Source organism: Paracoccus aminophilus JCM 7686, from assembly GCF_000444995.1.
Classification (GTDB): Bacteria; Pseudomonadota; Alphaproteobacteria; order Rhodobacterales; family Rhodobacteraceae; genus Paracoccus; species Paracoccus aminophilus.
In genome coordinates, this window is record NC_022041.1 from 1,527,937 (window position 1) to 1,541,369 (window position 13,433).

At 63.3% G+C, this 13,433-nt stretch carries 14 protein-coding genes, 1 tRNA gene and 1 other RNA gene; 6 read left to right on the top strand and 10 right to left on the bottom strand.

The genetic code is table 11. The features are described 5' to 3' along the window. Window positions 1–58 precede the first annotated feature (58 nt). Together JCM7686_RS07615 and JCM7686_RS07620 are read right to left on the bottom strand one after the other, a co-directional pair. Window positions 59–862, bottom strand: a complete 804-nt coding sequence (locus JCM7686_RS07615) for a GSCFA domain-containing protein (protein WP_158442345.1) — start codon at window positions 860–862, stop codon at window positions 59–61. A 314-nt stretch (window positions 863–1,176) separates the two neighbouring features. Then, a tRNA-His gene (locus JCM7686_RS07620) sits at window positions 1,177–1,253 on the bottom strand. A gap of 103 nt (window positions 1,254–1,356) precedes the next feature. Here JCM7686_RS07620 and JCM7686_RS07625 point away from each other — a divergent pair. Continuing rightward, window positions 1,357–1,596 (top strand): DUF6324 family protein, encoded by a 240-nt coding sequence (locus JCM7686_RS07625; protein WP_020950275.1) that lies wholly within the window; start codon window positions 1,357–1,359, stop codon window positions 1,594–1,596. Here JCM7686_RS07625 and JCM7686_RS07630 read toward each other — a convergent pair. Then, window positions 1,577–2,032, bottom strand: a complete 456-nt coding sequence (locus tag JCM7686_RS07630) for an MmcB family DNA repair protein (protein WP_020950276.1) — start codon at window positions 2,030–2,032, stop codon at window positions 1,577–1,579. The two genes, JCM7686_RS07625 and JCM7686_RS07630, sit on opposite strands and share 20 nt — an antisense overlap. Window positions 2,033–2,131: 99 nt before the next feature. Here JCM7686_RS07630 and ssrS point away from each other — a divergent pair. Further along, window positions 2,132–2,290: non-coding RNA, 6S RNA (gene ssrS / locus JCM7686_RS25225), on the top strand. Between the two features lie 17 nt (window positions 2,291–2,307). Here ssrS and JCM7686_RS07635 read toward each other — a convergent pair. The 5 genes from JCM7686_RS07635 to JCM7686_RS07655 all read right to left on the bottom strand — a co-directional run bounded on the left by JCM7686_RS07635 (window position 2,308) and on the right by JCM7686_RS07655 (window position 5,624). Further along, complete coding sequence (locus JCM7686_RS07635; RefSeq protein ID WP_020950277.1) at window positions 2,308–2,613, bottom strand: hypothetical protein; 306 nt, start codon at window positions 2,611–2,613, stop codon at window positions 2,308–2,310. A gap of 50 nt (window positions 2,614–2,663) precedes the next feature. Beyond that, entirely contained in the window at window positions 2,664–3,155 is a 492-nt protein-coding gene (nusB, locus tag JCM7686_RS07640; protein ID WP_020950278.1) for a transcription antitermination factor NusB, read from the bottom strand. Next, the gene (locus JCM7686_RS07645) at window positions 3,152–3,703 is read right to left on the bottom strand and encodes a 6,7-dimethyl-8-ribityllumazine synthase (protein ID WP_020950279.1); all 552 of its coding nucleotides are present in this window, start codon (window positions 3,701–3,703) and stop codon (window positions 3,152–3,154) included. Before JCM7686_RS07645 ends, nusB begins: the two co-directional genes overlap by 4 nt. A 3-nt stretch (window positions 3,704–3,706) precedes the next feature. Then, window positions 3,707–4,825: a 3,4-dihydroxy-2-butanone-4-phosphate synthase gene (gene ribB, locus JCM7686_RS07650; protein ID WP_041527705.1), complete on the bottom strand. Its 1,119-nt coding sequence runs from the start codon at window positions 4,823–4,825 to the stop codon at window positions 3,707–3,709. 205 nt (window positions 4,826–5,030) lie between these two features. Beyond that, the gene (locus JCM7686_RS07655; RefSeq protein ID WP_041527208.1) at window positions 5,031–5,624 is read right to left on the bottom strand and encodes a riboflavin synthase; all 594 of its coding nucleotides are present in this window, start codon (window positions 5,622–5,624) and stop codon (window positions 5,031–5,033) included. A gap of 214 nt (window positions 5,625–5,838) precedes the next feature. Here JCM7686_RS07655 and JCM7686_RS07660 point away from each other — a divergent pair, with 214 nt between their 5' ends. From JCM7686_RS07660 to JCM7686_RS07670, 3 genes are all read left to right on the top strand, one after another. After that, a complete protein-coding gene (locus JCM7686_RS07660; RefSeq protein WP_084621046.1) occupies window positions 5,839–7,194 on the top strand; it encodes a capsule biosynthesis protein in 1,356 nt (451 codons plus the stop codon). Between the two features lie 179 nt (window positions 7,195–7,373). Next, on the top strand, window positions 7,374–8,480 hold the full coding sequence (locus JCM7686_RS07665; protein ID WP_236635891.1) for a polysaccharide biosynthesis/export family protein: 1,107 nt from the start codon (window positions 7,374–7,376) through the stop codon (window positions 8,478–8,480). Between the two features lie 4 nt (window positions 8,481–8,484). After that, a complete protein-coding gene (locus tag JCM7686_RS07670; RefSeq protein WP_041527209.1) occupies window positions 8,485–10,479 on the top strand; it encodes a capsular polysaccharide biosynthesis protein in 1,995 nt (664 codons plus the stop codon). 25 nt (window positions 10,480–10,504) lie between these two features. On the opposite strand, the gene ribD is transcribed toward JCM7686_RS07670, so the two are convergent. Together ribD and nrdR are read right to left on the bottom strand one after the other, a co-directional pair. Next, window positions 10,505–11,515 (bottom strand): bifunctional diaminohydroxyphosphoribosylaminopyrimidine deaminase/5-amino-6-(5-phosphoribosylamino)uracil reductase RibD, encoded by a 1,011-nt coding sequence (ribD, locus tag JCM7686_RS07675; protein WP_268935166.1) that lies wholly within the window; start codon window positions 11,513–11,515, stop codon window positions 10,505–10,507. Then, complete coding sequence (nrdR, locus tag JCM7686_RS07680; protein WP_020950286.1) at window positions 11,512–11,976, bottom strand: transcriptional regulator NrdR; 465 nt, start codon at window positions 11,974–11,976, stop codon at window positions 11,512–11,514. Before nrdR ends, ribD begins: the two co-directional genes overlap by 4 nt. A 265-nt stretch (window positions 11,977–12,241) precedes the next feature. On the opposite strand from nrdR, the gene JCM7686_RS07685 reads away from it, so the two are divergent. After that, window positions 12,242–13,366 (top strand): TRAP transporter substrate-binding protein DctP, encoded by a 1,125-nt coding sequence (locus JCM7686_RS07685; protein ID WP_020950287.1) that lies wholly within the window; start codon window positions 12,242–12,244, stop codon window positions 13,364–13,366. Window positions 13,367–13,433 lie beyond the last annotated feature (67 nt).

The window sequence follows — 13,433 nt, forward strand, 5'->3', positions numbered from 1 at the left end:
CTTGCGGCCCGAATGTTCCGACGCTTGAGAGCGACGTCAACCGCAAGACGATTTCCGCTCAGAGATAATTCGCAAAAAGATGGTCCATGACTTTGCCGATCACCTTGGGAAAGACATGGACATTGTCCTTGCCAAAGGCGCGAGTGCCGCCGGACATCACGATTTCGTAGCTCGGAAAATAATCAACCTTGCCGGGAAAGCGCGCGACGATTTCATCGGCCACCGCGCGCAGCACGGATTTCGAGCGCATATTTGCGGTATAGCAATCCTGCCCGGTGAAGGTGGTCTGCAACGGCACCGGCGAGACCGTGAGGATGACATGGCGCCCTCGGGGTGCTGTCACTTGCTCAAAGGCGCGGGTCAGCAGGTTGACGCAATCCTGAAAGCCCAGATTGACGAAGACATAGCGCCCTTTCTGGGCCCGCATGACATCTTCGGGCGGCATCCGGTTCAGAAAAGTCCCGGTGTGATCGTCATACCAGCATTCGGTCAGGCCAAGCGTGATGATGACGAAATCGCTGCCCGGCAGCTCGGCATAGAGCTGGTCAATCTCGCCCCGCCGCTCTCGCGCACGCTGAAGCGTCACGTCAGGAGATCTTGGCAGCAGAAGATCGGCGCAGCTTTCGGCCGGGCCGACGAGCGTTTCGGACATCCCGACGGTGCTCGCGCTCTGCGCGCTCCAGTTCAGCCTTTGAGCGATGGTGCCGGGGTTGTATTCGTTCAAGATCCCGTTCGGCCGGCTGGGCCATTCACTGGCATCGACCGCGAACCGCGTCGTCGGCACGTCGAAATCTTGCAGAAAATCCTCAATATTGCGCGCGAAACACGAGCCGATGGTAAAGACCTTGCGGCGTTTTTTCATGCGAAATGAGGGCTTGCAGCTTGGAAAGACCAAATGCTCATCAAGGCGCTTGTCGTCTTTTGGGGGAAAGCGACTCGCGGGCTTGGCCCTGACCGCTGTCATCAAAGCCTCAAGCGCATCGACCTTTTGCATCTGTCTCTCCCAACCATCGCCTGAACATCTGTGCAAAATCAGACGGGCATTTCAATGGTCAAGATTTCAATGGTCACGGCGGGCGCAGCGCCCCAAATCGGGAGCGAATGACGAAAGCGACGTGCTCGCAATCTCAAACTCAGCTTTAGCTAAGTTCCCGAGTTCTTTGCATTTTTGGAGGGTGGTACCGCCTCCCCGGCTTGAACGGGGGACCTCTAGATCCACAATCTAGCGCTCTAACCAACTGAGCTAAGGCGGCACATGGGGGCTGTTTAGTGCTGCCCGCCGGAGGATGCAAGCCCATCTTGCCGCTTTTCTGTCATCGCGTTAATCAGAATTTCAACTTTTCAGAAGGGCCTGCCATGAGCATCAACAGCGAGAGCGATATCGCCGCCAATATCCAGATCGGACCGACCGATCGCGGCATGGTACGGATCTATATAGAGGCCGATAATGTCGAGCTGCCGCTCGATTTCGATCCCGAGGAAGCCGAAGAGATCGCCGAGGAGCTGCTTGCCGCCGCCGAGGCCGCGCGCAGCATGGGCCAGTCGGGTGGTCAGGGCGGCAAAAAGGGCAAGCCGTCTAATACGCCGCGCCGCTGATCCCCATCGGGTCGGTCAGCGCCTGCAACCGGCCCGCCGCCACCCGCGCGATGTCTCGCAGGATTTTCGCGCGGCGTGCGGCAGCCAGCTTTGCCTCGGGCGCCATGCGCAGCAGCTCGGCGCCCCAGGCATCTGCGCGAATGAGACCGCTTTCCTCGGGCAAAAGCTCGTCAGGAAAGCCGGTGTCCACCGCCCAGAAGAATCGATCGCACCAATCGAGATAGCCCTGCCATTTCCGGTCGCTGGCGAAATCGGCGCGCGAGCTTTTGCATTCCACCACCCAAATCTCGCCCTTGGGCGAGACCGAGATCACATCGACCCGCAACCCGCCGGTCGGAACGAATTCAAGCAAAGGCGCATGGCCAAGCGTCGACAACAGGCGCGCGACGCCGCGTGCAAGCTTTTGTCCGGGTTTGGGCGGGAGGATCTCATCCATGACCGCACCTTGAACGAAAAGGGAACGCGCGACAAGTGGCGCGCGCCACTCTCACGGCCTCTTGCGGTCGCCAAGCGCCCGGCCTATCTCAGAGACGGCGGGTTTCTGCTCTTCTTGTGCGCGGCCACTTTTTCCACTGGCCTATAAGTTCACCGAGGGGGCTGGCTCTGGCAGGGCCCTGGTCCTGTTATCCGGCGCCCACCTGGAAATCCAGGCTTTCGGGGAAACTTGCGCCGACACGGTTGCAGCGGTTCCCGCCACCCCGCCCTTCGCCCCTAATCTCGTTTCCGCCCGACAGGCGTCACCGCCCAGTAGAGCAGCTGCCCCGCGGTCTGGCGCAAACCGGTGTTTGGATGATCGTCCTCGGCCATCGCCATGACGGCATAGGCGAATTGCACGCCGGAAAAGAGCAGGCTGTGGAAGGTGAAAAGCATGATGGCAGCGATAAAGCCGCCCTTGGTGCCAAAGACCAAAGCGCGCAGACCGGCGATGTCGAAACCGATCAGCAGCGCGGTGAAAGCCAGCGCCAGAGCAACCCCCAGCGCAATGCTTTTGAGATAAAGGCGGATCAGCTTGGGCATGTCGCGCTCCTTGCGGACGGGTTACGCCATGCCCAAACCTTCAGCGCGGATCAGGCCCCGAAGGCGTCGGGCCGGGCCTCGCGCGCCATATGGTCGAGCACGGCATTGACGAATTTTGACTCTTTGCCATCGTCAAAGAAAGCCTGCGCGATGCGCACATATTCCGTAATCGCGACTTTCGGCGGAGTCGCGGGCGTCATCAGCTCGGCACCGGCGGCACGGAACACCGCGCGCAGAACCGGGTCGATGCGGTCGATCGGCCATTTCGCCACCAAAGCGCGGTCGGTCATCTGGTCGATTTTCGACTGCCAGGTCACCGCATCTTCGACAATGCGCGAAAACAGCTTTTCGTCAGCCTCGGGCGTGTTCTCGCCCTCATATTCGACCGCAATACGCCAGTTCTGGAACTCGCTGCGGACCTTGTTCGAGCTTTGTCCAGCCGCTTCCATCTGGAAGAGCGCCTGAACCGCATACATCCGGGCCGCCGTGCTGAGCGCGCGGCGGTCGGGGCGTTTCGGGGTGTTTTCGGTCCCGGTGCTCATGCGTTTGTGCTTCCGCTGGTCGCGCCGGCAAGGAGGATCGAGCCCTCCGGCAGCGCCTTGTCCGCACGCGGCGAGAGGGCCGCGAATTTGCGGCGGATCGCGATCAGGTGAAGCGCGGCCGCGGCGGCGCCGCCGCCTTTGTTCTGGCCCTTGGCATCGGCGCGGACCTCGGCCTGTTCGGCGTTCTCAACCGTCAGGATGCCATTGCCGATGGCGTGGCCCTGAAGGCCGAGCAGCATCAGCCCGCGCGAGCTGTCATTGCAGACCGTATCATAATGCGTGGTCTCGCCGCGGATCACGCAGCCCAGACCGACATAGCCGTCGTAGTGACCGCCCGCTGCGGCGAGCGCGATGGCCGAGGGGATCTCAAGCGCGCCCGGCACCTCAAGCACATCGACGCTGGCGCCGGCTTCAAGGGCGACGGCGCGCGCGCCCTCGACGAGATTTTTCGCGATATTGCTGTAATAGGGCGAGACGACGATCAGCAGCCGGGTCGACCCTTCAAGCGCGGGCAGCGGCAGCTGGTAATGTTCGACGCTGGAAGCCATGTGTCATTCCTCTGGGATAGGCCGCGTGGAATGGATCGAAAGACCGTAGGCGTCAAGCCCGACAACCTTGGGGAGTGCCGAATTTGTCAGCAAAATGAGCTCCGACAGGCCCAATGTCGCCAAAATCTGCGCGCCGAGGCCATAAACCCGCAATTTATGGGTCGCGCCCTCTTCGGGAAGGGTGACCTGCTTTTCCAGATCGCGGATGAGAACGACGGCGCCCCTGCCCGCGCGCGCGATGACATCCATCGCCGCCGAAAGCTCGCCCGCGCCCTCGCGTCCGATGCCCAGCACATCATGAAGCGGGTCGAGCGCATGCATCCGCACCAGCACCGGCTCGGGTGTCGAAATATCGCCCTTGGTCAGCACGACATGTTCATTGCCATGGGTCTCATCGGCAAAGACGCGCATGTTCCAATCGCCGCCATGCACGGAATGCACCGGCTTTTGCGTGCGCTCGGCAATCAGGTTGTCGTAGCGGCGGCGGTAGGCGATCAAATCGCTGATCGTGCCGATCTTGAGCCCGTGTTTCTGCGCGAAAGCGATCAGATCGGGCAGACGGGCCATGGTGCCGTCCTCGTTCATGATCTCGCAGATCACGCCAGAAGGGTTCAGCCCGGCCAGACGCGAAACATCGACGGCGGCCTCGGTGTGACCGGCACGGACCAGGACGCCGCCTTCACGGGCGCGCAATGGAAAGACATGGCCCGGGGTCGCAATATCGGCAGCACCCTTCGAGGCGTCGATGGCGACCGCGATCGTATGGGCGCGGTCATGGGCCGAGATGCCGGTGGTCACCCCCTCGCGCGCCTCGATCGAGACGGTGAAGGCGGTTTCATGGCGGCTTGAGTTCTTGGGCGACATCAGGCCAAGGCCGAGCGCCTCGATCCGCTCATTCGGCATGGCAAGGCAGATCAGCCCGCGGCCATGCATCGCCATGAAGTTGATCGCATTGGGCGTCGCCATCTGGGCGGGAATGACGAGATCGCCCTCGTTCTCGCGATCCTCGTGATCGACAAGGATGAACATGCGCCCGTTGCGCGCATCCTCGATGATATCCTCGATCTTCGAGATCGCGTCTGACCAGTCGCGCTCGACCGGGCCGGGTTTGTCAAACTGCATCGCCAACTCCTGCATAGACCTGCCGAGCGCGCGCGCCAGTCGCCGCACCCTCCGCATCCATCACGTCACGGCCTTGCCCGGATCGGTCGATCCGAGGGGCCATCTTTCGGGAAAACCGCCAGCCGACCATCGCGCCCGGGTTCACAAACAAAAGCGCCGGATCCCGAGGTCGCACCACTGCAATCATCCCCGGGCGGCCCAAACTTCAGCCAGCCTCGGCCAGACGCGCGACATAGCGCGCGAGCATGTCGATCTCGAGATTGATGCTGTCGCCGACTTTCGCATCGCCCCAAGTCGTCACTTCTTGCGTATGCGGGATCAGGTTCACGCCGAACAGGTCATCCTCGACCTCGTTGACGGTCAGCGAGGTGCCATTGAGCGCGACCGAGCCCTTCGAGGCAATGAAGCGCTTGAGGTTTTCAGGCGCGCGGAAGGTGATACGGGTGCTGTCGCCCTCGTCGGTCAGCGATTCGATCACCGCGACCCCGTCAACATGGCCCGAGACGATATGGCCGCCAAGCTCGTCCCCGATCTTGAGCGCGCGCTCAAGGTTCAACCGCTTGCCGCTTTCCCAGCCATTGGCGCTGATGCTGGTCTTGGTGATGGTCTCGGCCGAGATATCGACATCGAACCAGTTTTCGCCCTTGGCGATCACCGTCAGACAGACCCCGTCGCAGGCGATCGAGGCCCCCAGATCGACGGTGCTCAGGTCATAGGAACATCCGATCCGCGCGCGCATATCGCCGCGCATTTCCACGCCGAGCACTCGGCCGATATCGGTAATGATCCCTGTGAACATGTCCTGCCCGTCCAATCTGCCTCGATGAATTCCACCTCTGTGAGTAGTCACTCGGCGCGTGATCTTCAAGCGATCCCGACCTTTCGGCACCAAAGATGGAGCGAAGGTTGGGGATATGCTCTGAATTGTCGAGATTTTAGGATTGAAGTTGCAGGCAGGGGCGGTAGTTAGGTCAAATCCCTTTTGCTTTCCCCTCCCCGTGCCAGAACAGCGGATGACCCTCATCAAGACGCCCCTCGCGGGACCCCATGCCGCCGAGCAGCGCCGGTCCGAAACAGCCTCTCTTCCGCCCGAAAAACGGGTCTTTTTGCTGTTGCAGGGACCGCATGGTCCGTTCTTCAATCGGCTGGGCCGCCTTTTGCGTGCCGCCGGAGCAGAGGTCTGGCGCGTCGGCTTCAACGCGGGCGATGCGTTTTTCTGGTCCGATCCCACGCATTTCATCGCCCATACCGACCCGGCCGAGGCCTGGCCCGCCCATCTCGACCGCATTATCGCCGAAAAAGGCATTACCGATATCGTGCTTTATGGCGATATCCGCCCGATCCATGCGGCCGCGCGTGCGGTCTCGGAGCGGACGGGGATCGTGCTGCATGTTTTCGAGGAGGGCTATCTGCGGCCCTTCTGGATTACCTATGAGCGCGGCGGCTCGAACGGGCATTCGCGGCTGATGGAGATCGGCCTGCCAGAAATGCGCACGGCCTTGCGCGACAGCCAGGGCGATGCGCGCCGCCCGCCCGCGCGCTGGGGCGATATGCGCCAGCACAAGTTTTATGGCGCACTCTACCATTTCCTCGTTCTGGTCGCGAATGGTCGCTACACCGGCTATCGCAGCCATCGTGACATTTCGGTCTGGCGCGAGTTCCGGCTGAACTTCCGCCGCCTGATCCTGTCGCCCTGGGATGCTTTGGCGCGAATGCGCGAGGCGGAAACCGTGCGGCGCGGCGGCTTTCCCTATGTGCTCGTGCTGATGCAGCTCGAACATGATGCCAGTTTTCAGGCCCATTCCGATTTCTCGCGCATGTCGGAATTCACCGATCAGGTGATGGAAGAATTCGCCCGCTCGGCGCCGCGCCACCATCGGCTGGTCTTCAAGGCCCATCCGCTCGAGGACGGGCGCGGCGGCATTCGCGCGGCGGTCGAGCGCAAGGCCCAGGCCTTGGGCATTGCCGAGCGCGTTCATTATGTGCGCGGTGGTAAGCTTGCCCGGCTGCTCGCGCAATCGCGCGCCGCGGTCACGGTCAATTCGACTTCGGCACAACAGGCGCTCTGGCGCGGGTTGCCTGTGCGCAATCTGGGCCGGGCGGTCTATGATAAGCCGGGGCTCGTCTCGAAACAGGATCTCGCCGATTTTTTGCGCGCTCCCGAGCGCCCGAACGGCCGCGCTTATGGCACCTATCGCGATTATCTGCTTGAAACCAGCCAGATCCCCGGTGGTTTCTATGCCACACATTCACGCGCCCATGCATTGCGGCTGGTGATTGATCTCATGCTGGCGCCCGATGACCCCTATGATGCACTGGCCAGCGGCCTCAGTCAGCATCGCCAGCAGATGAGCGATGTCCATGACTAGACACTGGCCAAAATTGCCGCGCAAAGCGGTGGAAAAGCCGGAAAAGCTCGGTTACTTTGCGACAAAAGAGGTTCCGGGCAAACGGAATCGCTCGAGTGGACAGGAGTATGAACTTGACTGATCTGAGTTTCACGTCGCAGGCGCCGAAAACGCGCGCCCGGCGCAGCCTCGCCGGAACCATCTGCCGTGTCGCCTTGATCGGCGCAGTTCTGACCGTTTCCGCCTGCGGCCTGCCCCGCTCGGGTCCGACCAAGAAAGAGATCCTTTCGGGATCGGTGGAAAAAGGGGGACGCACGCAGGTCATCACCGTGACCGATGGCGTCGTCCGCGCGGCGAACTTCCAGCCCGCCTATGGGTTCGGGGCCGATTTCCGCAATGCCGGTCAGGTCGGTGCCGATGTCATTCGCCCCGGCGATGTGCTTGGCCTTTCGATCTGGGAAAACGTCGATGACGGCCTTCTGACTTCGATGGGGCAAAGCTCGACCGAGCTGCAGCGCCTGCAGGTCGACAGCAACGGCTATATCTTCGTGCCCTATGCCGGTCGCGTGAAGGCTTCGGATCATACCCCCGACCAGCTGCGCCAGCTGATCACCGAAAAGCTCGCCTCGCAGACCCCGGATCCGCAGGTCACCGTGACCCGCGTCGCGGGTGACGGCGCGACCGTCTCGGTCATGGGCAAGGTCGGCGGTCAGGGCGTCTTCCCGATCGAGCGTCCGACCCGCACCCTCTCGGCCATGTTGGCCCGCGCCGGTGGCGTCAGCATCGACCCGGAAATCTCGGTCGTGACCGTGAAGCGTGGCGGATCGAGCGGCAAAGTCTGGCTGAAAGACCTCTACGCCAACAGCAAAAACGACATCGCTCTGCGTCCGGGCGACGTTATTCTGGTCGAGGAAGACCAGCGTAACTTCACCGCGCTTGGCGCGTTCGGCGGCCAGACCAAGGTCCCGCTCGGCAATGGTCAGGTCACCGCGATCGAGGCCATCGCCATGGTCGGCGGCCTGCAGACCCAGCTGGCCGACCCGACCGGCGTCTTCATCATGCGCGAAGAACCGCAGGCGGTGGCGCGGGCCGTGACCGGCAATGCGAGCCTCGTCGGCGATCAGCGCGTGGCCTATATCCTCGATCTGACCAAGCCCGATGGCATGTTCCTCGCGCGCGATTTCCTGATCCGCGACAATGACACGGTCTATGTCACCGAGGCACCCTTCGTGCAGTGGCAGAAATCTTTGCGCTCGATCACCGGCACTGCGGCCGAGATCGGCACCACCGAGCGGGCCTTCAACTAAGGCGATGTGCAGCTTGGAAACCAAATCCGCCGGGGAGTCTTCCCGGCGGATTTTCGCATTCAGCGGCGGCTTCTTCCGACACAATCGCGTCCGGCGCATCATGGAACTTGCGGGCTGCAAGCCGCGCTTCGGCCTGCCCGGTCCCGATGATGCGGTCGCCGTCTGGGGCGCGAGCCCACATGCATGGCGTGGCGAGATGATGGCGCGGCGCAGTGGTGCGGGTCTGATCAGGGTCGAGGATGCCTTCCTGCGCTCGGTCCTGCCCGGTCGCGCCAAAGGCTCGGTGGCGCGGCGCGGCGCGATCGGCCTGCTCATTGACCCATTTGGCATCCATTTCGACCCAAGCCAGCCTTCACTGATCGAAAACCTGGTACTCGACCCCGCGACTGCCCGATTTGAGGCTGCGGCGCGGCAAGGCATCGCCCGGCTGATCGCGGCGGATCTGTCGAAATACAACGCCCATCTGCCCGAGGCCGCCCTGCCAGAGCCCGGCTATGTGCTGGTCATTGACCAGACCCGGGGCGATGCCTCCTTGCGCGGTCAGGGCCGCGCGCTTTTTGCGCAGATGCTGGCGGTGGCGCGGGCGGAAAACCCCGGCGCTCCGATCCTTTTGCGCAGCCACCCCGAGACAGCGGCGGGCCTGCGTCCCGGCCATTTCACTCCGGGCGATCTCGCGCCCGGCGACATCTTTTGCGATGCACCGGTCTCGCCCTGGCGGCTGCTTCAGGGCGCGGCGCGGGTCTATGCGGTGTCGTCCCAGCTTGGCTATGAGGCCATTCTGGCCGGGCACCGCCCGCGCATTTTCGGCGCGCCCTTCTATGCGGGCTGGGGGCTGAGCGATGACGAACCCCCCGTGCCCCGGCGTCGCCCGGTGTCGGTCGAGCGGCTTTTCGCGGCGAGCCATCTGCGCGCGCCGGTCTGGTATGATCCCTGCCGCGACGCGCTGACCGATTTCGAAGGTGCGCTCCGCCAGATCGAGGCCGAGGCGCGGGCCTGGCGCGAGGATCATCGCGGACATCTCGCCTATGGGATGCGGCTCTGGAAGCGCCGCCCGCTCACTCGGTTCTTCGGCAGCGGCGCCCTGCGCTTCGCCGCCAAAGCGACGCCTGAGGTCACGCTTGTCTGGGCCAATCGCGGGGCCGAGGCGCCGCAAGCCGCGCGGGTCGAGGATGGTTTCCTGCGCTCGCGCGGGCTTGGCGCGGCTTTGGTGCCGCCGCTGTCGCTGGTCGTCGATGATCTCGGGATCTATTACGACCCGACGCGCCCGAGCCGCTTTGAAGCCTTGCTCGCCACCCGCCTGCCACCGGCAGGCCGCGCGCGGGCCGAAGCCTTGATCACGCGGATCCGTGACAGCCATGTAACGAAATACAATCTCGGCGGCAGTCTGCCCGATCTGCCGCGCGGCCACCGCATCCTCGTGCCGGGACAGGTCGAGGATGATGCCTCGATCCGGTTGGGCGCGGGGGCCGAGAACAGCAATCTCGCGCTCTTGCGCCGGGTGCGTGCGGAAAACCCGCAGGCGGTGATCATCTACAAGCCACATCCCGATGTCGAAGCCGGGCTACGTCCCGGAGGGCTTTCGGTCTCCGCGCTGGAAGGGCTTGCCGATCTTGTCGCCCGCGAGGCCAGCACAACCGCATTGCTCGACGCGGTCGACGAACTCTGGACCATGACCTCGACCATGGGCTTTGAGGCGTTGTTGCGCGATCTTCCGGTCACCACGCTCGGCGCGCCCTTCTATGCCGGTTGGGGGCTGACGCGTGATCTGGGTCCGGTGCCCGCGCGGCGGCAGACGCGGCCCGATCTCGCGGGTTTTGTTCATGCGGCGCTGATCGCCTATCCGCGCTATGTCGATCCGAAAAGCGGTCTGCCCTGCCCGGTCGAGGTCGCGCTTGATCGTCTGGCCGATCCCGGTTTTCAAAGCGCAAGCGCCAGCAATCGTCTGCTTGCGAAACTTCAGGGCGCTTTTGCCAGCCAAAGCTGGCTCTGGCGGCGCTAGGCGCCGTCGCCTTCGGAAGGGGCGCTTAGAACGGCCGCTGCCAGCGATGGAAGAGATCGGGACCAATGCGGCGGGTCTCGGTCAGGGCGAAGCGCTGCGCGCGGGCAAGCTCGGTCAGATCGAGCGCGCCGATCGCGGCCCGCGCATCGCCGCCCAGAACCACACCCGCCGTATAGCCGATCAGCTCATCGACCAGCCCGGCCTTCAGCAGCGAGGCCGCAAGCAAGCCGCCCCCTTCGCAAAAAACTCGGGTCAGCCCGCGCTGGCCCAGATCCGCCAGCACCGCATCGATCTCGCCCGCCACCTGCCAGAGCGGACCGTATTCGGGGCCTTCAGGCGGCAGGTCCGGGATCGCGCCGGAGGCAACGACGACCCGGACCGGCTGACGCACCGGGCCAAAGCCACGCACATTGAGACCGGGGCGATCGGCGCGCGCGGTGCCGCCGCCGACCATGATCGCGTCATGGCTGAGGCGCAAAACATGGACATGGCGGCGCGCTTCGGGGCCGGTGATCCACTGGCTTTCGCCATTGGCAAGTGCAATGCGCCCGTCAAAACTGGTCGCGAGCTTCAAGGTCACCATCGGCCGCCCGAGCGTCACCCGCGAGAGAAAGCCCTGTTGCAGCGCGCGAGCCTCGGCCTCGCGCACGCCTTCGGTGACCTCGATCCCGGCGGCGCGCAAAATCGCATGGCCACGACCGGCAACCCGCGCATCCGGATCGGTCAGCGCGGTCACAACGCGGGCGACGCCAGCACGCACCAAAGCCTCGGCGCAGGGCGGCGTCTTGCCGTGATGGGCGCAGGGCTCAAGCGTGACATAGGCGGTCGCGCCGCGCGCAGCCCCTCTGGCCTGAGCCAGCGCCACCGGCTCGGCATGGGGACGACCGCCCGGCTGGGTCCAGCCGCGGCCAAGCACCACGTCGTCTTTGACGATCACCGCGCCGACGGCGGGATTGGGCCAGACATTGCCGAGGCCCCGCCGCGCGAGGCGCAGGGCATGGGCCATATGACGGCGGTCGTCCTGTTGCTGGCTCACTCTTCCGCGACTGCGGGGCGCAGTTCCGAGACGAATTTGTCGAAATCATCCGCCGCTTGGAAGTTCTTGTAAACGCTGGCGAAACGGACATAGGCGACGGTGTCGATGCGCGACAGCGTTTCCATGACGATCTCGCCGATCACCTTCGAAGGCACATCGGATTCGCCCAGGCTTTCCAGCCGACGCACGATGCCAGAGATCATCTGATCAATCCGCTCGGGCTCGATCGGGCGTTTTTGCATGGCGATGCGGATCGAGCGCTCAAGCTTCATGCGGTCGAAATCTTCGCGCCGCCCCGAGGTTTTCACGACCACGAGATCGCGCAGCTGCACCCGCTCATAGGTGGTGAAGCGCCCGCCGCAGGCCGGGCAAAAGCGGCGGCGGCGGATGGCGACATTGTCCTCTGCGGGACGGGAGTCCTTGACTTGCGTATCGACATTTCCGCAGAACGGGCAGCGCATCCATAGTCCCCTGACATCCCTCGAACGCTTTCACTATAGGCGGTTGCGAAGCTCTTGGGTAGCGCACATCCGTAACCACAAGATAGGGGATGGTTTTTTGCGCCCGCATGTCGCGCCAAGAGCACAGGTTGACGCAACGACAAGTGGAATTCTGCGCGTGTCAACCGAGACTTCCGGCGCTTTCGCCTCGACACCCTGCGATGCGGGATGCAAATTGAGCGGGCCAATCGCCGCCCCCGGGGCGGATCGAGATATCGGAGGAACAATGACCAAATCCAAGGCTTTTGACCGGCGCAGCTTCCTGACGCGCGCTTCGGTCGGTGGTGTTGCCGCAGCAGCAGGCGCGACGCTGGCCGCGCCCGCGATCGCGCAGGAAAGCCCGACCATCAACTGGCGCATGACCTCGTCCTTCCCGAAGTCGACGGATACGCTTTACGGAACCGGCGAATATTTCTGCAAGCTGGTCGAGGAAGCGACCGACGGCAAGTTCAAGATCCAGTCCTTCTCGGCCGGTGAGATCGTGGGCGGCCTGCAGGCGGCCGATGCCGTGACCGAAGGCACCGTGGAAATGGCCCATACGGTCGGCTATTACTACTGGGGCAAGGATCCGGCCTGGGCGGTTGGCTCGGCTGTGCCCTTCTCGCTCAACTATCGCGGCATGAACGCCTGGAACTACAGCGGCGGCGGGATCGAGCTTTACAACCAGTTCCTCGAACAATACGGACTTTACGCTTTGCCCGGCGGCAATACCGGCGTGCAGATGGGTGGGTGGTTCCGCAAGGAAATCAACTCGCTCGAAGATCTCAAAGGGCTGAAATTCCGGGTCGGCGGTTTCGCGGGCTATGTGCTTGAGCGTCTGGGCGTCGTGCCCCAGCAGCTCGCTGGCGGCGACATCTATCCGGCGCTGGAAAAGGGCACGCTCGACGCGGTCGAATTCACCGGCCCTTATGATGACGAAAAGCTCGGCTTCGTGAAGGTCGCGCCCTATTACTATGCGCCCGGCTTCTGGGAAGGCGGCCCGACCGTGCATTTCTTCTTCAGCAAGGAAAAGCTTGAAGGTCTGCCCAAGCATTATCAGGCCATTGTCCGCGCCGCTGCCCGCGCCGCCGACAATTACATGATCGCGTCCTACGACTGGAACAACCCGAAGGCGCTGATGCGTCTCGTGCAAGCCGGGGCCAAGGTGCGCAGCTTCCCACCGGAGTTCATGTCCGCCGCCTTCGACGCCTCGAATACGGTTTACGACGAGATGTCGGCCAAGCACGAATGGTTCAAGAAGCTTTGGGATTCGATCAAGGCGTTCCGCTCGGAGCATTACACCTATACCCAGCTCGTTGATTTCCAATACGATTACTACATGATGCAGCTGAACGGTCAAAAGCGCCTCTGAGCCCCGCGACCACCCCAAAAAGGAAAGGCCCTCGCGATGCGAGGGCCTTTTTCATTGGGTGACTTCG